Below are 18,876 nucleotides of genomic sequence, written 5' to 3'. Positions count from 1 at the left end.
CCACACCTGCAGCGCCAGACTTGAAGGCGGCGCTGTACCTGTGGGAGCGGGCAAGCCCGCGAAGGGGCGCAGCGCGGCCCCAGCTTTCATGCAAACAACTGCGGATCAGAAGATGCTGATCGGGTACTCGACGAATACGCGGACTTCGTTGCCGTCGTCGTTGTAACCGTTCTGCTGCACAGCATTGTTGGTACGCAGGAACGAGCTACGCAGTTTGATCGACAGGTCCTTGGCCGGGCCGTCCTGAACGACGTAACGAACCTGGTTGAAGATCTCGCGCTCTTTACCTTCGCCGAAGCCGTGGGTATTGATGTTGTCACCCACAACGTACGCAACCTTGTACGTCAGGCCTGGCAGACCGAAGGCACCAAAGTCCAGACCATAACCCAACTGCCAGGAGCGCTCGTCTTCGGCGTTGAAGTCAGACCAGTAGGAGTTGGCCAGGTAGATGGTCGATCCACCATCGCTGGTTCCCCAAGGCTGGCTCTGGTAGCCACCGTAGTTGTAGCCGGTGCTGCCGGTGCTGCGCTGGTGGGCCAAGGTGATGGAGTGCGGGCCAAAGGCGTAGGTGGCCGCCAGGCTCCAGATTGTGTTGTCGTCACCGGTCAGGCTGGCTTTCTCGACGAATTTCTTGTCGATATCAGTCTTGTAGCCGTTGAAATCCAGGGTCAGGGACTGGTCGCTGGCGATCGGGAAGACGTAGTTCAAGCCCAGGTAGTGCTTCTTCATCACATCTTCGTTGTCGGCCGTGTACAGCGAAGCGGTGAAGTTGTCGGTGAACTTGTAGCTGCCGCCGAACACGTTGATGGACTTCAGGTGGCCACTGTCACGACCTTCAGCGCTCTTGCGGGCTTCCTGCGTGAAGCGACCAGCGTTCAGTTCCAGGCCCTCGATTTCCTTGGAGGTAATCAGGGTACCGGTGAAGCTCTCTGGCAGCAGGCGCGCATCGTCATACTGCAGCACTGGCAGTGCCGGCATCTGGTCACCGTACTTGAGCACGGTGTTGGAGATACGGAACTTGATCGCAGCACCGCCACGGGCCAAGTTGTGCGGGGAGTTGGCCGGGTCGGTATCACTCGGCTTGAAGAAGTCGACGCCCGCGCCACCGTTGTGGCCTTTGCCGCCATCGAGACGCACGGCGTACAGGCCGAATGCGTCGACACCCACACCTACGGTGCCCTGAGTGAAGCCGGAGGAGAAGTTGGCGATGAACGCCTGGCCCCATTCGATCTGGTCGTCGGTGCCGTGCTTCTTGTCGCGGTTGATGTAGGCGTTGCGCAGAAGGACGTTGGCGTGGCTGTCCTCGATGAAGCCCTTGCTGTCGGCCTGGTCATTGGCCTGTGCCTGGGTCGCGGCGATCATCGCCAAGGCGACCAGGCTGATCCTGGTTTTGAACATGTTGTTTTCCTTATTTCTTAATCAAGAACGCGCTGCAATACGACGCCAGGAACCAACGCCCCTTCGTAGGTTCGACGCTATGCGGATCCACACTTGAAGGCCTGCCGGTAAGTGCACGGCGGCCTCTGGCAACAGCATGGCCAAGGTTATGGCCAGCAGGCGTTGGCCGAATCCTAGCCGTGTGCGATTACAAATGTCAAAAAATCGTGAAATGCAGGTTGATATAACCAAAATTACCGGCGTGTCTGGTGCATTTCCATGCTTGCGTGCGCAATCAGCGGGCAATTTATCTTGTGTAGGAAATGACCTTTTGATCGATCGGACAATTTTCCTGTGCAGACGCTTATGCCTTCCCGCCGGTGAGCAGAAGGGAGTCGGGGATTAAGATTGACTGGCTCAAGCAGCGCCTGACCACCAGGGACGCTGTGGGAGCGGGCTTGCCCCGCGAACACCGGCAAAGCCGGTGCCATGCAGCGCGCGGCGCCCTTCGCGGGACAAGCCCGCTCCCACAGTCACGGGTGTTCTTCGATCAGTGCCACACCGCTATCAGCGCCTGCATTTCTGCTTCGCTGATCAGCCCTTGGGGATACCGTCCGGCAAGCAGACGTCGTGGGTCGGTCGTCCTGACCCTGATGCTTCCATGGTGTTTCAACCACTTCGCCACAACCTTGAGCGACTGGTGATCCACTGCCAATGGGCGCAAAGCCGACTCACTTGCTGCGTTCATGTCTACACGTACTCCCTGGCCCGTGAGCGGCTAATTTACGTAGGTAATGTTACAGATCCGAGAGCCCAGCACGGCCGGGCTATCTACTTGAAAAACAATACAAAACGTATGCCAGCCTGGAGGCCGGGTGTCGCCCAAAAAAAAGGCCCGTCAGAAGACGGGCCCTTTGTTATTCACACAGCGCTCAACGCTTCACTGGCGCCGGCTGCTGCTGAGTCAGGCAGTGAATGTTGCCACCACCGAGCAACAACTCGCGGCCAGGGATCATCACTACTTCGTGGTCAGGGAAAATTTTCGTCAGAATCGCTCTGGCTTCGGCATCTGCCGGGTCGTCAAAGCTAGGCGCAATAATGCCGCCGTTGACGATCAGGAAGTTCACGTACGACCCGGCCAGGCGCACCGATGGGTCACGCTCCTGGCTACCGGCCACTTGATCGACGCCGGCACACTCTTCAGCGGTGGCGAACAGCGGGCCCGGAATCGGCATCTTGTGCACGATGAACTCCCGGCCCTTGGCATCACGGGTGTTCTGCAACACCTCCATGGCCGCGTGGCAGCGCGCATAGTTGGGGTCGTTGGAATCATCGGTCCAGGCCAGTAACACTTCGCCCGGGCGCACGTAACAGCAGAAGTTGTCGACGTGGCCATCGGTTTCGTCGTTGTACAGGCCATCGGGCAGCCACACCACGGTGTCTACTGACAACTGTTCACGCAGCACCGCTTCAATCTGCTCACGCTTCAGGTGCGGGTTGCGGTTACGGTTGAGCAAGCATTCCTCGGTAGTGATCACGGTGCCTTCACCGTCCACGTGGATCGAGCCGCCCTCCAGCACGAAGCCTTCGGTGTGGTAGCGCTGGCAGCGCTCCATTTCCAGCACCTTGGCGGCCAGTTCCTCGTCGCGGTTCCAAGGAGCATACAGGCCACCGTCGAAGCCGCCCCACGCGTTGAAGCCCCAGTCCACGCCGCGCACTTCACCCTGGTCATTGATGACGAAGGTCGGGCCGGTGTCACGCACCCAAGCGTCGTCATTGCTGATTTCGACCACACGGATGTTCGGCTGGTCGAGCTGGCGGCGGGCGTTTTCGTACTGGCCAGCAGACGCCGCAACGGTTACCGGTTCAAAGCGGGCGATCGCCTTGGCCAGGGTTACGTGGGCTGCCTGCGCCGGCTTGCCGCCCAAACGCCAGTTGTCGGGGCGTTCCGGCCAGACCATCCACACCTGGGTTTGCGGGGCCCACTCGGCGGGCATGTGGAAACCATCGGCACGGGGCGTGGAGTTGAGGGTTTTCATGGGTGACCTCTGTGATGGCCCTGAGCCGGAGTGTGCTGGGGCGTCTGCCCATTTATAACCGATATATATCGATGTTTAAAGCCCGATAATCGGAAATTTGCGGGACAAAACTCGCTATAAAACCGATATGAATCGGATCTTCACTGGTTTCATCTGGCGCGCAGACCCGTCTGACGTCTACCATAACCACACCACGTGCATCCTTTTAAAGCGGCTTGCGCAAAAATCGTGCAAGCCGGCTAGGGTCAATACTTGAGCAACGGGCCAGTAAGCCGCTATGAACATCATCCCTACCGCCATCCCGGAAGTACTGATCATCGAGCCGAAAGTATTCGGTGACAGCCGTGGTTTTTTCTTCGAGGCATTCAACGCTCGCGAGTTCGCCCTGCAGACCGGGGTGAATCTCGAGTTCGTCCAGGACAACCACTCGCGCTCCATCCAAGGCGTGCTGCGTGGGTTGCATTACCAGGTAGAAAACACCCAGGGCAAGCTGGTGCGCGTGGTGCAGGGGGAAATCCGCGATGTCGCCGTGGATGTGCGCAAAAGCTCGCCAACCTTCGGCCAATGGGTCGCAGTGAACCTGTCGGCCGACAACCATCGGCAACTATGGATACCACCGGGCTTCGCCCACGGGTTTGCCGTCATGAGCGAATCCGCCGAGTTCCTGTACAAGACCACCGATTACTACAACCCTGGCGCAGACCGCTGCATTCGCTGGGACGATGCGCAACTGGCCATCGACTGGGGGCTGCAGCAGCCACCGGTGCTGTCAGACAAGGACAAGGTCGGCCTGCCACTGGCGGAGGCGGAACTGCTGCCGTAACTAGCGCATAATTGCGTCAGACTTTTCTGGCGCATTTACGTGATGATTGCAAAACCCACGCCCCCACGCCGTCCCCGCTGGCGCAGCCTGGCCCTGTTGGCCCTGTGCCTGGCCCCGTTACTCTGGCCGCTGCACCACCTTGCCGAACGCTATTATCAGGACGAGCTGGCCTCGCAGAACCGCCAGACCCTCGACCTGTACGTCGCCAACCTGCTCGGCACCCTGCACCGCTACGAAACCCTGCCGCAGATCCTCGGCGACCTGCCGGCGTTGCGTGGCGTACTGGCCGACCCTTTCCGCCTGGAAGCGGTGACCAACGCCAACCGCCTGCTCAAGAACATCGTGCAGCAGACCGGTGCCGAGGTGATGTACCTGATGGACGTCAGCGGCAACACGCTGGCGGCCTCCAATTGGGACAAGCACGACAGCTTCGTCGGCCGCAATTTCGCCTTCCGCCCCTACTTCAACGAAGCCATGGCCGGCCATCTGGGACGTTTTTTTGGCCAGGGCACCACTTCGGCCAAACGTGGCTACTTCTTCGCCGCCGCCGTGCGCGACCGCGAGCGCATCGTTGGCGTGCTGGTAGTCAAGGTCGATCTCGATCACACCGAAACCCTCTGGGGCCGTACCCCCGAGCAGTTGTTGCTGACCGATCACAATGGCGTGGTCATCCTCACCTCGCGTCCTGACTGGCGCTTCCGCGCCACCCGCGTGCTGAGCGAGGCCGAACGCCAGGCGATCATCGCTATCCAGCCCTACCCTACCCAGGCCCCGCAACCGCTTGTACTCAACCCGGACGCGTGGCTCACCCAGACCCGTGATATCAAGGAAACCGGCTGGCAGGTGAGCATCCTCGCCCCGCGCATACTGGTCGACCGTTCTGTACAGACAGTGACGGCCATCGGTGCCGGTACCTTGCTGGTGGTAATGCTGCTGGCCGGGCTGGTGATGCAGCGGCGCCGCCACTACATCGACCGCATCGACTTCGAGGCCCGTGGCCGCCAGGAACTGGAAAAGCGCGTAGCCGAACGCACGGCCGACCTCGAAGGCCTCAACACCCGCCTCAAGCTTGCCGTGCTGGAACGCGAGAACGCCCAGCAGGAGGCCGTGCGCGCCCAGGACGAACTGGTTCAGGCCGGCAAGCTGTCGGTACTCGGCACCATGTCGGCCAGCATCAGCCATGAGCTCAACCAGCCGCTGGCGGCTATTCGCAGCTATGCGGAGAACGCCGAAATCCTGCTCGATCACCAGCGCACCGAAGACGCCCGCGGCAACCTCAAGCTGATCGGAGAGCTGACCGGCCGCATGGCCTCGATCATCGCCCACCTGCGCGCGTTCGCCCGCCGCGACCGCCATGCCCCGGAGAGCGTGGCCCTGCAGCCAGCCCTGGACGATGCCCTGGCACTGCTGGCCAAGCGCCGCCGGGCGATGGCCGTGGAGCTGATTCGCGACCTGCCGGAAGCAACATTGTGGGTACAGGCCGGCGAAACCCGCCTGCGCCAGGTGCTGGGCAACCTGCTGGCCAATGCACTCGACGCCTTGACCGAAAAAGCCAACCCGAGGCGCCTGTGGCTGAGTGCCGAGCAGCGGGATGACTGCGTCTACCTGTACATCCGCGACAATGGCCCCGGTTTCAGCCGCCAGGCCCTGGAGCACGCCAAGGAGCCGTTCTTCACCACCAAGACCCGCACTCAGGGCCTGGGCCTGGGGTTGGCCATCTGCGAAAGCCTGATGCGCGCCCTGGGTGGTGAACTGCTGCTGGCCAACCACCCGGAAGGTGGCGCCCTGCTGACCTTGCAGCTGCGTGTGGCCGCGCCTGGCGCTACCTTGCCCAATTCGGAGGACCCCTCGGCATGACCACCGAGACACTGATAGACAGCCAAGCCCAGGTCATCCTGGTGGACGATGACCCGCACCTGCGCCAGGCGCTGAGCCAGACCCTGGACCTGGCGGGGCTCAAGGTGGTCGCCCTGGCCGATGCCCAAGGCTTGGCTGACCGTATCGAGGCCGACTGGCCCGGTGTGGTGGTCACCGACATCCGCATGCCCGGCATCGATGGCCTGCAGTTGCTGGAACAATTGCACGGCCGTGACAGCGAGCTGCCGGTACTGTTGATCACCGGCCATGGCGACGTGCCGCTAGCGGTGCAGGCAATGCGTGCCGGGGCTTATGACTTTCTGGAAAAACCCTTCGCTACAGACGCCCTGCTCGACAGCGTGCGCCGGGCCCTGGCCCTGCGGCGGCTGGTACTGGACAACCGCAGCCTGCGCCTGGCACTGAGCGACCGCCAGCAACTGGCCACCCGCCTGGTCGGTCATTCGCCATCCATGCTGCGCCTGCGCGAGCAGATCGGCGCCCTGGCCGGCACCCGCGCCGATGTGCTGATCCTTGGTGAGACCGGCGCGGGCAAAGAGGTGGTGGCCCGCGCCCTGCACGACCTGTCCAGCCGCCGCGACGGGCCCTTCGTGGCGATCAACGCCGGAGCACTGGCCGAGTCGGTGGTCGAAAGCGAGCTGTTCGGCCATGAACCGGGTGCGTTTACTGGCGCGCAAAAACGCCGTATCGGCAAGTTCGAATTCGCCAATGGCGGCACGCTGTTCCTCGACGAAATCGAGAGCATGAGCCTGGATGTACAGGTAAAACTGCTGCGCATGTTGCAGGAACGAGTGGTCGAGCGACTCGGCGGCAACCAGCTGATCCCACTGGATATCCGCATCATCGCCGCGACCAAGGAAGACCTGCGCCAGTCCGCCGACCAAGGGCGCTTTCGCGCCGACCTGTATTACCGCCTGAACGTGGCACCGCTGCGTATCCCACCGCTGCGTGAACGCGGCGATGACATCCTGGTGTTGTTCCAGCACTTTGCCGACGCCGCCAGCCAGCGCCATGGCCTGGCGCCGCACACCCTGCAACCGGCACAACGTGCCCTGCTGCTGCGCCACAGCTGGCCAGGCAATGTGCGCGAGCTGCAGAACGCCGCCGAGCGTTTCGCCCTTGGCCTAGAACTGGCCCTGGACGGCCAGGCACCGCCAGCGACCGCACCGGCGCAGCCAATGCCGAGCGGCAACCTCAGTGAACAGGTAGAGCAATTCGAGCGCTCGCTGATCGCGGCCGAACTGGCCCAGCCACACAGCTCCATGCGCAGCCTGGCCGAGGCGCTGGGCATACCCCGCAAGACCCTGCACGACAAGCTGCGCAAGCATGGCCTGAGCTTTGACGGCGGTAGCGGCGGGCATGACGACCAAGAGGACCACCGTTGATGAGCACCGATAGCCAGTACCTGCAGTCCGTACTGCACAGCGACATCCCCCTGACCCGTGAAATGGGCCTGGAAGTAATCGGTTGGCAGCAGCACACCCTGCAATTGCAGCTGCCCCTGGCGCCCAACGTCAACCACAAGAGCACCATGTTCGGCGGCAGCCTGTACTGCGCGGCAGTGCTGGCAGGTTGGGGCTGGCTGCACCTGCGGCTGCGCGAACTGGGGATAGACGACGGGCATATCGTCATTCAGGAAGGGCAGATCAGTTATCCGTTGCCGGTAACCGGCGCGGCGCTGGCGCGCTGTGCGGCGCCGGACGAGAAGGTCTGGGAGCGGTTCCTGAACCTGTACCAGCGGCGTGGCCGGGCGCGGCTGACGCTGCAGACCACGGTGAGCAATGCCGATAGTGACGAACCCGCGGTGAAATTCAGCGGCCAGTACGTGCTGCACCGCTGAACCCTGGAGGCTGTCACAATCCCACAGGTATGGGAAAGGTGGAGGGAATAGGGTGTACCTGTGGAAGCCAGTTAGATCAGGTTCAGGAAGGCCTGGCGCCATGCCGCATTGGCGGGCAATGCCAGGAAATACGGATTGAGCAGCGACTCACGCGGCGGATACCGGAACGGTAAACCATCCAGCCCGATCACCTCGCCACCGGCGCCCTCCACCACACCCTGCGCCGCAGCAGTGTCCCATTGCGAAGTCGGCGCCAGGCGCGGATAACAATCGGCACTGCCCTCAGCCAACAGGCAAAACTTCAACGAGCTGCCAATATTGGCCAGTTCCAGCTCACCCACCGCAGCCCCCAGGCCGGCCAACAGCGCTTCCTGTTCCGGACTGGAGTGTCGACGGCTGGCAACCACGGTAAAACGCTCGCCTGGCGCGGGTGCGTTGCGGACCTGGATCGGTTGGGCTGCCTCATCGGCATCTGCACGCCAGGCCCCCAAACCGCGCCCACCGAAATAGCAGCGCCCATTGGTGGGCATCGACACAACGCCGAACACCACCTCGCCGTTCTCGATCAGGGCGATGTTGACCGTGAACTCCTCGCTGCCGGCAATGAACTCCTTGGTGCCATCAAGCGGGTCGACCAGCCACCAGCGGCGCCAGCCCTCACGCTCGGCCAACGGAATGTTGCAGTCCTCTTCGGACAGCACAGGAACCTGCGGCGCCAGGGCCAACAGCCCATCGGCAATCACCCGGTGCGCTGCCAAGTCGGCAGCGGTCACCGGCGAATCATCGGCCTTGTTGGTCACCGCCACATCGGCGCGCCAGAACGGCAGGGTCGCCTCACCTGCGGCCAGCGCCAGCTTGACCGCCTCATGCATCAGTTGCAGGTCGTTCATAGTTCCAGCAGCCCCCGCTGGGTCAGCAGGTCACGCGTCAGGTACAACGCTGCCAGCGCGCGGCCCTCGGTGAACTGCGGGTGCATGGCCAGCGCCGACAGCTCGCGCAGGTTGACCTTGTCGACCCGCATCGGCTCCGGCTCATCGCCTTCCAGATGCGCTTCGTACAGGTCGCTGGCCAGTACCACCTGGATTTTCTGGCTCATGTAGCCGGGCGACAGCGACAGCTCGGTCAGGTGCTCCAGCTGGCGCGCACCAAAACCGGCTTCTTCCTTGAGCTCCCGGTCGGCTGCCGCCAGCACGTCTTCGCCCGGCTCGATCAGGCCCTTGGGCAACGACAGCTCGTACTCGTCGGTGCCACCGCAGTATTCCTCGACCAGCACAGCGTGCTCGGCGTCGAGCATGGCCACGATCATCACCGCGCCGTACCCGTTACCCCGGCCTACCAGGCGCTCGTAGGTACGCTCGTTGCCATTGCTGAAGCGCAATTGCACGGCTTCGACGCGGAACAGGCGGCTACTGGCGACGATTTCGCGGCTGAGGACGGTGGGTTTCTGGCGCATGGGGCGGCTCCTTGGCGTGAACGGGTTACTATACCGTGGCTTGCCGACTGATCGAGAGTTTCCCATGCCTGTTCTTCCCTGGTCTGCCATCGATACCGTTCTGCTGGATATGGACGGCACCCTGCTCGACCTGCATTACGACAACCGCTTCTGGCTGCACCACCTGCCCCAGCGCTATGCCGAGCTGCACGGGGTAAGCCGGGCCATGGCAGAAATGGAGTTGCAACCGCTGTTCGAGCGCAATGCCGGCACACTCAACTGGTATTGCCTGGACTTCTGGAGCCGTGAGCTAGACCTGCCGATCCGCGAGCTGAAGCGGGAAATTGCCGACCTCATCGCCCTGCGCCCAGACGCCGATACCTTCTTGGCGGCGATTCGCAAGGCCGGCAAACGGGTTGTGATGATCACCAATGCACACCGGGATTCGCTGTCGCTGAAGCTGGAGCGGGTGGAACTGGCGCCGTATTTCGAGCGGTTGATCAGCTCGCATGACTACGGCTACCCAAAAGAGAGCCCACAGTTCTGGGATGCCTTGCAGGCGGATATTGGTTTCGAGCCGGGGCGCAGCCTGTTCATCGATGACACGCTGGCGATATTGCGCAGTGCGCGGCGGTTTGGTGTTGGCCACCTGCTGGCGGTGCGGCAGCCGGATAGCAAGGCAGGGCCGCGGGATACCGAAGAGTTTCCAGCGGTCGAGGATTACCGGGAATTAGTGATAGGCCTGTGAGGCCGCCTTCGCGGGCATGCCCGCGAAGGGCCGGTACAGACTTCAGAGATCAATCAGGAATACGCAGCACCTGCCCCGGATAGATCTTGTCCGGGTGCGAGAGCATCGGCTTGTTGGCCTCGAAGATCTTGTTGTACTGGTTGGCGTTGCCATAAACCACGATTGAAATGGCCGACAACGTGTCACCCTTTTTCACTGTAACGAACCTGGCCGCCTTCACCACTGGCCCCGTCACGGTGATCTGGTCATCCACGCTGGCCACACCATTGATGTTGCCGGCGGCGAGAATGATCTTTTCCTTCTCCTCCTGGCTGGCCACCTCACCCTTGAGGATGATCTTGTCGCCCTCTACAGTGGCGGTAATGTTCGGATTGCCCAGGCCGACACTTTCCACGTGTTTTTTCAGCTGCTCCTCGGCATTGGCATTGCCTGGGGTCAGCAGGTCGATCAACTTCTCGCCCGCTTCCTTCACGAAACTGAACAAGCTCATAGCGCTCTCCTTGTTGACGAAACCTCGGACTCAGCAGTCTAGGCCACCTTTCCTCCCGCCGCCCCCTGCGACCAATCGACGCGCTCTATCAAGGCATAGACCCTAGCAATTAGACGCCGCCGGCCCGCACGCCTAGGCTTGTGCTATCACCAAGCCGCCGAATGAACAGCCTGCCCCGATGAACAGCAAACCACCGGTCTGCGCGGCCTCATCGCCCTTGGCCATGCCCGCCGCCAGCAACACCTACGATTACGTCCAGCTCAACGACAGCAAACGTGACAGCACGCCGCTGGCCGAAGAGGTGGCGCTGGCCATTGTCTACAACGGCCTCAACCAGGCGGTGATGCTGGTCAGCCCCACCGACCTGGAAGACTTCGCCGTCGGGTTTAGCGTTGGCAGCGGCATTGTCGAAGGCACCGCGGAAATCTACGACCTCAAGCTCTCCGGCAGCGGCTCGGCGATGTACGCCGACCTGGAAATATCCAGCCGGGCGTTCTGGAACCTGAAAAACCAGCGTCGCCAGCTGGCCGGCACCAGTGGGTGTGGCCTGTGTGGAGTCGAAGCACTGGAACAGGCATTGCCAGAGCTGACCGTGCTGCCGGGTGCCCCCCTGCCCCCGGCGCAGTGGCTGGTCGGGCTGCGCGAGCGCATCGATGCTTTCCAGCCGCTGGGCCAGCACTGCGGCGCGGTGCATGCGGCACTGTTCATGGACCGTCATGGCGAGCTGTTGCTCGGGCGTGAAGACATTGGCCGGCACAACGCCCTCGACAAGCTGATCGGCGCCCTGCTGCGCCAAGGCATCGACAGCCAGGGCGGCCTTGCCATCGTCACCAGCCGCTGCAGCCTGGAGCTGATCCAGAAGGTACTGCGTGCCGGTATCCAGACACTGGTCAGCCTTTCAGCCCCCACCGGGCTTGCCCTGCAATGGGCGCGCAAGCACAACCTCAACCTTATCCATTTGCCCAAGCACAGCGCACCGCGGGTCTACAGCCCAGCGGCGGAGTCGTAACAGTCGTGACCTCGTACCAGCACCTTCCGGACAACGCCCCAGCCTCCCCTCCTCGCTACAAGCCCTACCACGGCCCCGCCGGTGGCTGGGGCGCACTGCGCAGCGTGGCCAAGGCCTGGGTCGGCAGCGACAACGCGCTGAAGAACATCCGCGCCCTGCTCAAGACCAACCAGAACGGTGGGTTCGACTGCCCTGGTTGTGCTTGGGGCGACTCGCCGGAAAGCGGCATGGTCAAGTTCTGCGAGAACGGCGCCAAGGCGGTGAACTGGGAGGCCACCAAGCGTCGCGTCGACGCGTCCTTCTTCGCCCGCTACAGCGTTACAGCCCTGCTGCAGCAGAGCGATTACTGGCTGGAGTACCAGGGGCGCCTGACCGAGCCAATGGTCTACGACCCAACCAGCGACCGCTACCAGCCGATCAGCTGGGACGCCGCCTTCGCCCTGATCGCCCGCGAGCTGAACAAGCTGGCCAGCCCTGACCAGGCCGAATTCTATACCTCGGGGCGCGCCAGCAACGAAGCGGCCTATCTTTACCAGCTGTTCGTGCGGGCCTATGGCACCAACAACTTCCCCGACTGCTCGAACATGTGCCACGAGGCCAGCGGCGTGGCGTTGGGCCAAAGTGTGGGGGTGGGCAAGGGCACGGTCACCTTCGACGACTTCGAGCATGCCGATGCCATTTTTGTGTGGGGCCAGAACCCCGGCACGAACCACCCGCGCATGCTCGACCCGCTGCGTGACGCGGTGAAGCGTGGCGCTCAGGTGGTGTGCATCAACCCGCTCAAGGAGCGCGGCCTCGAACGCTTCCAGCACCCGCAGAACCCACTGGAAATGCTGACCAACAGCGACCGGCCGACCAACACTGCGTTCTTCCGCCCAGCGCTGGGCGGCGACATGGCGATGCTGCGCGGCATGGCCAAGTTCGTTCTGCTGTGGGAGCGTGAGGCCCAGGCCAGCGGCGAACCGGCCGTGTTCGATCATGCTTTCATTGCCGAACATGGGCATGGCGTTGACGAATACCTGGCCGTGGTCGATGCCACGCCGTGGCAGCACATCCAGATGCAGTCCGGCCTGAGCCTGGCCGACATCGAGCTGGCCGCGCGCATGTACTGCCGTGGCAAACGGGTAATCATGTGCTGGGCAATGGGCATCACCCAGCACCGCCATTCGGTGCCGACCATCCAGGAAATCGTCAACCTGCAAATGCTGCGCGGCAACATCGGCGCGCCGGGCGCTGGCCTCTGCCCGGTGCGTGGCCACAGCAATGTGCAGGGCGATCGCACCATGGGCATCAACGAACGCCCTCCAGTGGCGCTGCTGGACGCCATCGAGAACCGCTTTGGCTTCCCCGTGCCGCGGCACAACGGCCACAATACCGTTGAAGCGATCCACGCCATGCTCGACGGCCGGGCGAAGGTATTCATCGGCTTGGGTGGCAACTTCGCCCAGGCCACGCCAGATACCGAGCGTACTGCCACAGCATTGCGCAACTGCGAGCTGACCGTGCACATCAGCACCAAGCTCAACCGCAGCCACCTGGTCCACGGCAAGCAGGCGCTGATCCTGCCGTGCCTGGGCCGCACCGACATCGACCTGCAGGCTGAAGGGCCGCAAGCGGTCACGGTGGAAGACTCGTTCAGCATGGTGCATGCCTCCAATGGCCAGCTCAAGCCGCTGTCGGCACAGATGCGCTCGGAGCCTGCGGTCATTGCCGGCATTGCCGCCGCCACCCTGGGCAAGAAACCGGTGGACTGGCACTGGCTGGTTGCCGATTACGACCGCATCCGCGACCTGATCGGCGACACCATCGCCGGCTTCAGCGGCTTCAACCAGCGCTTGCAACACCCAGGGGGATTCTACCTGGGCAACAGCGCCGCCAGCCGGGAATGGAAGACCAGCACGGGCCGCGCCAACTTCAAGGCCAACCTGCTGCCCGACACCCTGCTGGACGAGCGCGTGCGCGCCAGCGGCCAATTACCGGACCTGATCATGCAGTCGATGCGCTCGCACGATCAGTACAACACCACCATCTACGGCCTGGACGACCGCTACCGCGGCGTGCGTGGCCAGCGCGAAGTGATTTTTGCCAACGAAGCCGACATCATCCGCCTGGGCTTCCAACCCGGGCAGAAGGTCGACATCGTGTCGTTGTGGGGGGATGAGCATGTGCGCCGGGTGCATGGCTTCACCCTGCTGGCGTTCGATATCCCGGCAGGCCAGGCCGCGGCTTACTACCCTGAGGTGAACCCGCTGGTGCCGCTGGAGAGCATTGGCGATGGCAGCCATACGCCGACATCGAAGTTCATTGCCATCAAACTGGAGCGCGCTCGGGACGACGGGCGTATCCTGTAGACACGAAAAAGCCCTGTTCCATGGCGGTTCAGGGCTTTGTCATAAAGGTCTCAGACAGCCGAAAATCGATAAAGTTTCACAGCAAATACAGTAACTTAGAGAATTGTGTACAACTCGTGTTACTCGTCGGATTTCCGTTGCCAGCCACGCCGCTTAGCCTCAAATTCGCCTCGTCATCCCTATGAGGCTCTCTTGATGAAGAAGTACTCCTCGATTTTGTTGTTGTCTTTCAGCTTGCTCAGCGGCGTTGCCATGGCAGGCGGCACCACCGAGGCCGGCATCGGCGGCGCATTGGGTGGGGTACTGGGCTCCGTGGTGGGCAACTCCATCGGTGGTAGCACTGGCGGCGCCATTGGTGCCGGCCTGGGCGGTGCCGCAGGCGGTGCCCTGGGTGCCGATAAGCGCCAGCGCGGTGAGGCCGCTATCGGTGGCGCACTGGGTGCTGCGGGCGGTAACGTGGTCGGTCGCTCGGTGGGCGGCACTACCGGTAGCTACATTGGCGCGGCAGCCGGCGGTGGTGCCGGTGGCGCACTGGGTAACTACATGGGCAACAAGGCCGACGAAGACGACCGCGATGACGACCGTCGCTACCGTCGCGGCTACGACGACCGTCGTCACTACGACCGTGGCCATCACTACGGCCACCGCAAGCACAAGCGCCACTGGCGCGACTGATGCCGAGGGCCTCGCCCCGGCAGCAAAAGCCCCGCCCCTGCCGGCGGGGCTTTTTTATGCCTGCTAGGCGAGTACGAGGCCAGAAAGGATCACTTGCAGCGGCTCAGGCAACACCACAGGACGACCACTGGCACGGTCGATGAACACCTGCACCACCGTGCCTGCCGCACACGCCTCCGGCTCGCCCGGACGGAACAACGCCAGGCGGTACTCTACCGTGCTGCCCGCCAGGCGCGTCACGCCCAACCCCACCTCCAGCAAGTCCGGAAAGCCCGGTAATGCGTAGAAATCCGCCGCCGAACTGACCACGAATGCCGCCAGTTCACCGTCACGCAGGTCGACCTCGGCCTGTTCGACAAGGAAGGCGTGGATAGCAGTTTCAAAAAAGCCGTGCACGGTAGCACCGGCGATATGGCCGTTGACGTCGTTGTCCGAAGGGCGGGTGAGGATGGGGTGGAAGTGGGAGAAGGCAGTGCGCTGAGGGGATTCGGTCATCTGTCTGGCTCTTGTCTTCGCAATGGATGCTGACAGTGAAACAGAAATTGCAGATTTCCGCTGCCTGCAATCCCTTGTAGGAACGCACCGATTTGCAGGAACAAAAAAGCCGCCCCTGAGGGCGGCTGTCTTGTTGCAGCCAGGTTCAGCTTACAGCTGTGGACCAGCGGCCTTGATGGCGTCGGAAACTTCGAACTTCTTGAAGTTTTCGATGAACAGCTTGGCCAGACCTTTGGCGGCCTCGTCGTAGGCAGCTTTGTCAGCCCAGTTGGTGCGCGGGTTGAGCAGGTCGGTCTCAACGCCCGGAACGGCCTTCGGCACATCCAGGTTGATGATGTCCAAGTGCTCGGTTTCGGCACCGACCAGCGCGCCGCTCTGGATTGCAGCGATCACCGCGCGGGTGGTCGGGATGCTGAAGCGCTTGCCAACACCGTAGCCACCGCCGGTCCAGCCGGTGTTTACCAGGTAGACCTTGGAGTTGAAGCCGTTGATACGCTTGATCAGCAGCTCGGCGTACTCGCCAGCCGGGCGCGGGAAGAACGGTGCGCCGAAGCAGGTGGAGAAGGTCGACTTGATGCCGCCGCCCGAGCCCATTTCGGTGGAACCGACCAGCGCGGTGTAACCGGACAGGAAGTGGTAAGCCGCCTGCTCATTGTTCAGGATCGACACCGGAGGCAGAACACCGGTCAGGTCGCAGGTCAGGAAGATTACGGCATTAGGCTCGCCGCCCAGGTTCGCTTCGGAACGCTTGGCAACGTGCTCCAGCGGGTAGGCCGCACGGCTGTTCTGGGTCAGGCTGACGTCGGTGTAATCGGCGTGCTTGTTGGCGTCGAGCACGACGTTTTCCAGTACCGCACCGTGCTTGATGGCTTTCCAGATGACCGGCTCGTTCTTCTCGGACAGGTCGATGCACTTGGCGTAGCAGCCACCTTCCATGTTGAAGACAACGCCTTCGCCCCAACCGTGCTCGTCGTCACCGATGAGGTAACGGCTTTCGTCAGCCGACAGGGTGGTCTTGCCGGTGCCGGACAGGCCGAAGAACAGGGTTACATCGCCTTCTTCGCCGATGTTGGCCGCGCAGTGCATTGGCAGTACGTCGGCGGCCGGCAGCAGGAAGTTCTGCACCGAGAACATGGCTTTCTTCATTTCGCCGGCGTAGCGCATGCCAGCGATCAGCACCTTCTTCTGGGCGAAGTTGATGATCACGCAACCGTCGGAATTGGTGCCGTCACGCTCAGGTTCGCAGACGAAGTTGGCAACGTTGAGGATCTGCCACTGGTCGCGACCAGCCGGGTTGAATTGCTCCGGGTTGATGAACAGGCAACGGCCGAACAGGTTCTGCCAGGCAGTCTGGGTGGTCATCTTGACGGGCAGGTAGTGCTCGGCTGCAGCCCCTACGTGAACGTAGGAGACGAAGTGATCCTGGGCGTTGTTGAACGCCTCGACGCGAGCCCACAGGGCATCGAACTTGTCGGCCGGGAACTTGCGGTTGATCGGGCCCCAGGAGATGGCGTCCTGGGTGGAAGGTTCTTCGACGATGAAACGGTCAGCCGGCGAACGGCCAGTACGGTGACCGGTCTCCACGACCAGTGCGCCAGTATCGGCTAATACGCCTTCACCGCGTTGCAGCGCTTCTTTTACCAGCTCATCGACGCTCAGGTCGGTGTACACGGTGTTGTTGGCTTGCGTCATGAGATACCCCATCCGGCCCGAGGCCGAGTGCTCCAAACGTTTTGTAGTTGTCTTGAAAAAACTACTACAGCGAAAAAAGTGGCCGGATTATGCCAGAAACGCCCAAAAAAAGTAGGCCCCTCCTGTCAGAACTGCTCTTTTGCGCAATTCGACAGGAGATTGTCCTGTGGTTAAACGTTTCAGTGACGAGTTTCTGAGGCTACGTCAGTGCCGCCACCCGCAAACAGTTGTGCCACGTCGCTGGCATCGAAGAAGTAGCGCTCGTTGCAGAACTGGCAATCGATTTCTACCGTCCCGCCACATTCTTCCACCAACGCCTTGGCGTCGTGCTCGCCCAGACTGACCAGCGCATTGCCAGAGCGTTCCCGCGAACAGCTGCAATTGAAGCGCAGCGGCTGGATATCGAACAGGCGTACTGCATCTTCGTGGTACAGGCGGTGAAGTAGCGTTTCGTTGTTTTCAGCCCACTCTTCAGGCTTGAGGGTCTTGGCCAGAGCGACCACGTGCTGCCAGCTGTCCTCGCGCTCTTCATCATCCGGCTGGCGATCGCGCGGCAGTTGCTGAAGCAGCAGGCCACGCGCCTTGCCACCTTCGGCATTGAGCCAGAAGCGCGTGTTCAGCTGCTGGGACTGGACGAAGTAGTTGGTGAAACACTCCGAGAGGTTGGCGCCATCGAGGTCGACGGTACCCTGGTAACGCTGGCCCTTGACCGGGTCGATGGTCAGGGTCAGGTGGCCGTCGGGCATCAGCTGCGAGAGTGTGGCATCCGCAGGGATCTGGTCCGCTTCGTAGCGGGCCATGCCGCGGATCTCACGGTCGCCGGAACACTCCACCATCAGCAACGGAATCGGCCCCGCCGAGCGGGCCTGCAAAATCAGCAAACCATCGAACTTCATCGCGCCAACCAGCAAGGCGGTGGCAGCCATCAGCTCGCCAAGCAGCGCCTTGACCGGCTGGGGGTACTCATGACGCGCCAACACCGCGGCGTAACTGTCATCGAGAGACACCCACTCGCCGCGCACATCGCGCTCGTCGAAGATGAAACGTTGGGTGAAATCGGTATCAGGCAAGTCGCTCATAGGTTTTGGCTATCTGAAAATGATGACAAAATGATTACAAGGGTTGTCGGACTACACGCGACAACCCAATGAAAAAGCGCTCACGAGGCGCTCCGGTTCCTGTTTGCAATAGAGGTATTTTATGGACAATCGACCACTGTTCCAAGCAAGGTGGTCCTTGGGGCCATTGGCAGCCTGTACGCTGCTGCCTATCGCTCTACTGTGTTTCTGGTTATGGCCCATTGGCCAGATCTTGTGCCTGACTTTCGACGAGTGGCTATTCCACGGCCTGAATGCCCCGCTGGCCGACAACACCATCTGGCGTTACATATGGACTGTGGGCAGCCTGCGCCCGTTCGACATTATCGTCGGCCTGATCCTGCTGGCCGTACTCATCCGGGGTGACTGGGTGTTCAAGGCAGCCCAGGTTCGTCAGGCCTTTTTCGGCTTTCTGGTCACGCTACTCCTCTTAGTGGTGATTCGCGCGCTGTTTTCCAAGTGGGTGGATGCAGCCGGCTGGCAGCACAAGAGCCCGTCGATGATGTTCGACGACGTCGTCCACCTCAGTGATTACTACCCGAACCTGGAGGCGGCCTGGGAGCTTAAGGACCGTTCGAGCAAGAGCTTCCCGGGGGATCACGCCTCGGTGCTTTTGATCTGGGCACTGTTCATGAGCGTGTTCAGCCGGCGCCTGGTGCAGTACCTGGTGGTCTGGGGGCTGGCGCTGCTGTTCATGCTGCCGCGCCTGGTGGCCGGTGCCCATTGGGGGCAGGATGACTACATCGGCGGGTTGCTGATGGCAGTGCTGGCGTTGGGCTGGAGCTACTACACACCGCTGGCGGCCAAGGGAAGCGAGGCGTTGAACGCCGAAGGGCCGCGGGTGATCGTCGGTGGTGAACGCCTGCACCTGTGGGACAGCGAGGGCAAGCGCTACCTGGACGGCATGTCTGGCCTGTGGTGCACCCAGCTCGG

At 62.1% G+C, this 18,876-nt stretch carries 18 protein-coding genes; 9 read left to right on the top strand and 9 right to left on the bottom strand.

Translation table 11 applies throughout. The features are described 5' to 3' along the window. Window positions 1-105: 105 nt before the first annotated feature. From OO258_RS11535 to aguA, 3 genes are all read right to left on the bottom strand, one after another. Entirely contained in the window at window positions 106-1,398 is a 1,293-nt protein-coding gene (locus OO258_RS11535) for an OprD family porin (protein WP_110744794.1), read from the bottom strand. Between the two features lie 529 nt (window positions 1,399-1,927). Further along, entirely contained in the window at window positions 1,928-2,125 is a 198-nt protein-coding gene (locus tag OO258_RS11530; RefSeq protein ID WP_110744795.1) for a hypothetical protein, read from the bottom strand. 184 nt (window positions 2,126-2,309) lie between these two features. Next, window positions 2,310-3,416, bottom strand: coding sequence for an agmatine deiminase (aguA, locus tag OO258_RS11525; protein ID WP_266030507.1), 1,107 nt, complete (start codon window positions 3,414-3,416; stop codon window positions 2,310-2,312). Between the two features lie 277 nt (window positions 3,417-3,693). Here aguA and rfbC point away from each other — a divergent pair, with 277 nt between their 5' ends. The 4 genes from rfbC to OO258_RS11505 are packed head-to-tail and all read left to right on the top strand — an operon-like array spanning window position 3,694 to window position 7,954. Continuing rightward, the gene (gene rfbC, locus OO258_RS11520; protein ID WP_266030506.1) at window positions 3,694-4,239 is read left to right on the top strand and encodes a dTDP-4-dehydrorhamnose 3,5-epimerase; all 546 of its coding nucleotides are present in this window, start codon (window positions 3,694-3,696) and stop codon (window positions 4,237-4,239) included. 42 nt (window positions 4,240-4,281) lie between these two features. Then, window positions 4,282-6,096 carry a sensor histidine kinase gene (locus OO258_RS11515; protein ID WP_266030504.1) on the top strand — a complete coding sequence of 605 codons (1,815 nt, stop codon included), beginning with the start codon at window positions 4,282-4,284 and terminating at the stop codon, window positions 6,094-6,096. After that, on the top strand, window positions 6,093-7,499 hold the full coding sequence (locus OO258_RS11510) for a sigma-54-dependent transcriptional regulator (RefSeq protein WP_266030503.1): 1,407 nt from the start codon (window positions 6,093-6,095) through the stop codon (window positions 7,497-7,499). Before OO258_RS11515 ends, OO258_RS11510 begins: the two co-directional genes overlap by 4 nt. After that, entirely contained in the window at window positions 7,499-7,954 is a 456-nt protein-coding gene (locus OO258_RS11505; protein WP_266030502.1) for a YiiD C-terminal domain-containing protein, read from the top strand. Before OO258_RS11510 ends, OO258_RS11505 begins: the two co-directional genes overlap by 1 nt. Window positions 7,955-8,025: 71 nt before the next feature. Here the strand turns inward: OO258_RS11505 and cysQ are convergent, their stop codons facing one another. Further along, entirely contained in the window at window positions 8,026-8,844 is an 819-nt protein-coding gene (gene cysQ / locus OO258_RS11500; RefSeq protein WP_266030501.1) for a 3'(2'),5'-bisphosphate nucleotidase CysQ, read from the bottom strand. Beyond that, entirely contained in the window at window positions 8,841-9,407 is a 567-nt protein-coding gene (nudE, locus tag OO258_RS11495; RefSeq protein ID WP_266030499.1) for an ADP compounds hydrolase NudE, read from the bottom strand. Before nudE ends, cysQ begins: the two co-directional genes overlap by 4 nt. A 64-nt stretch (window positions 9,408-9,471) precedes the next feature. On the opposite strand from nudE, the gene yrfG reads away from it, so the two are divergent. Then, a complete protein-coding gene (yrfG, locus tag OO258_RS11490; protein ID WP_266030497.1) occupies window positions 9,472-10,134 on the top strand; it encodes a GMP/IMP nucleotidase in 663 nt (220 codons plus the stop codon). A gap of 49 nt (window positions 10,135-10,183) precedes the next feature. Here the strand turns inward: yrfG and lysM are convergent, their stop codons facing one another. Further along, window positions 10,184-10,624, bottom strand: a complete 441-nt coding sequence (gene lysM / locus OO258_RS11485; protein WP_110744804.1) for a peptidoglycan-binding protein LysM — start codon at window positions 10,622-10,624, stop codon at window positions 10,184-10,186. Window positions 10,625-10,802: 178 nt separating this feature from the next. Here lysM and fdhD point away from each other — a divergent pair, with 178 nt between their 5' ends. The 3 genes from fdhD (at window position 10,803) to OO258_RS11470 (ending at window position 14,659) form a co-directional block, all read left to right on the top strand. Continuing rightward, window positions 10,803-11,633, top strand: a complete 831-nt coding sequence (fdhD, locus tag OO258_RS11480) for a formate dehydrogenase accessory sulfurtransferase FdhD (protein WP_110744805.1) — start codon at window positions 10,803-10,805, stop codon at window positions 11,631-11,633. Window positions 11,634-11,638: 5 nt separating this feature from the next. Further along, entirely contained in the window at window positions 11,639-13,984 is a 2,346-nt protein-coding gene (locus OO258_RS11475) for an FdhF/YdeP family oxidoreductase (RefSeq protein ID WP_266030494.1), read from the top strand. Between the two features lie 195 nt (window positions 13,985-14,179). Next, complete coding sequence (locus OO258_RS11470; protein WP_110744807.1) at window positions 14,180-14,659, top strand: glycine zipper domain-containing protein; 480 nt, start codon at window positions 14,180-14,182, stop codon at window positions 14,657-14,659. Between the two features lie 63 nt (window positions 14,660-14,722). On the opposite strand, the gene OO258_RS11465 is transcribed toward OO258_RS11470, so the two are convergent. The 3 genes from OO258_RS11465 to hslO all read right to left on the bottom strand — a co-directional run bounded on the left by OO258_RS11465 (window position 14,723) and on the right by hslO (window position 17,925). Next, entirely contained in the window at window positions 14,723-15,154 is a 432-nt protein-coding gene (locus tag OO258_RS11465) for an acyl-CoA thioesterase (protein WP_266030491.1), read from the bottom strand. Window positions 15,155-15,304: 150 nt separating this feature from the next. Continuing rightward, window positions 15,305-16,846 (bottom strand): phosphoenolpyruvate carboxykinase, encoded by a 1,542-nt coding sequence (locus tag OO258_RS11460; protein WP_110744809.1) that lies wholly within the window; start codon window positions 16,844-16,846, stop codon window positions 15,305-15,307. A 179-nt stretch (window positions 16,847-17,025) separates the two neighbouring features. Beyond that, window positions 17,026-17,925 (bottom strand): Hsp33 family molecular chaperone HslO, encoded by a 900-nt coding sequence (gene hslO / locus OO258_RS11455; RefSeq protein WP_110744810.1) that lies wholly within the window; start codon window positions 17,923-17,925, stop codon window positions 17,026-17,028. A gap of 121 nt (window positions 17,926-18,046) precedes the next feature. Here hslO and OO258_RS11450 point away from each other — a divergent pair. Further along, the coding region (locus tag OO258_RS11450; protein WP_266030489.1) for a phosphatase PAP2 family protein at window positions 18,047-18,876 on the top strand (830 nt) is incomplete at its 3' end.

The sequence above is a fragment of the Pseudomonas sp. DCB_BI genome (assembly GCF_026240995.1).
GTDB lineage: Bacteria > Pseudomonadota > Gammaproteobacteria > Pseudomonadales > Pseudomonadaceae > Aquipseudomonas.
Note: the sequence above shows the minus strand (reverse complement) of the source record. Positions and strands in the feature narration are given on the sequence as shown.

Bases quoted from the DNA above. Each gene is read 5' to 3' on its own strand.
- lysM (WP_110744804.1), bottom strand. From the start codon at position 10,624: ATGAGCTTGTTCAGTTTCGTGAAGGAAGCGGGCGAGAAGTTGATCGAC.
- OO258_RS11515 (WP_266030504.1), top strand. From the start codon at position 4,282: ATGATTGCAAAACCCACGCCCCCACGCCGTCCCCGCTGGCGCAGCCTG.
- OO258_RS11465 (WP_266030491.1), bottom strand. From the start codon at position 15,154: ATGACCGAATCCCCTCAGCGCACTGCCTTCTCCCACTTCCACCCCATC.
- OO258_RS11530 (WP_110744795.1), bottom strand. From the start codon at position 2,125: ATGAACGCAGCAAGTGAGTCGGCTTTGCGCCCATTGGCAGTGGATCAC.
- OO258_RS11505 (WP_266030502.1), top strand. From the start codon at position 7,499: ATGAGCACCGATAGCCAGTACCTGCAGTCCGTACTGCACAGCGACATC.
- OO258_RS11510 (WP_266030503.1), top strand. From the start codon at position 6,093: ATGACCACCGAGACACTGATAGACAGCCAAGCCCAGGTCATCCTGGTG.
- OO258_RS11460 (WP_110744809.1), bottom strand. From the start codon at position 16,846: ATGACGCAAGCCAACAACACCGTGTACACCGACCTGAGCGTCGATGAG.
- OO258_RS11535 (WP_110744794.1), bottom strand. From the start codon at position 1,398: ATGTTCAAAACCAGGATCAGCCTGGTCGCCTTGGCGATGATCGCCGCG.
- fdhD (WP_110744805.1), top strand. From the start codon at position 10,803: ATGAACAGCAAACCACCGGTCTGCGCGGCCTCATCGCCCTTGGCCATG.
- OO258_RS11470 (WP_110744807.1), top strand. From the start codon at position 14,180: ATGAAGAAGTACTCCTCGATTTTGTTGTTGTCTTTCAGCTTGCTCAGC.
- hslO (WP_110744810.1), bottom strand. From the start codon at position 17,925: ATGAGCGACTTGCCTGATACCGATTTCACCCAACGTTTCATCTTCGAC.
- aguA (WP_266030507.1), bottom strand. From the start codon at position 3,416: ATGAAAACCCTCAACTCCACGCCCCGTGCCGATGGTTTCCACATGCCC.
- cysQ (WP_266030501.1), bottom strand. From the start codon at position 8,844: ATGAACGACCTGCAACTGATGCATGAGGCGGTCAAGCTGGCGCTGGCC.
- rfbC (WP_266030506.1), top strand. From the start codon at position 3,694: ATGAACATCATCCCTACCGCCATCCCGGAAGTACTGATCATCGAGCCG.
- yrfG (WP_266030497.1), top strand. From the start codon at position 9,472: ATGCCTGTTCTTCCCTGGTCTGCCATCGATACCGTTCTGCTGGATATG.
- nudE (WP_266030499.1), bottom strand. From the start codon at position 9,407: ATGCGCCAGAAACCCACCGTCCTCAGCCGCGAAATCGTCGCCAGTAGC.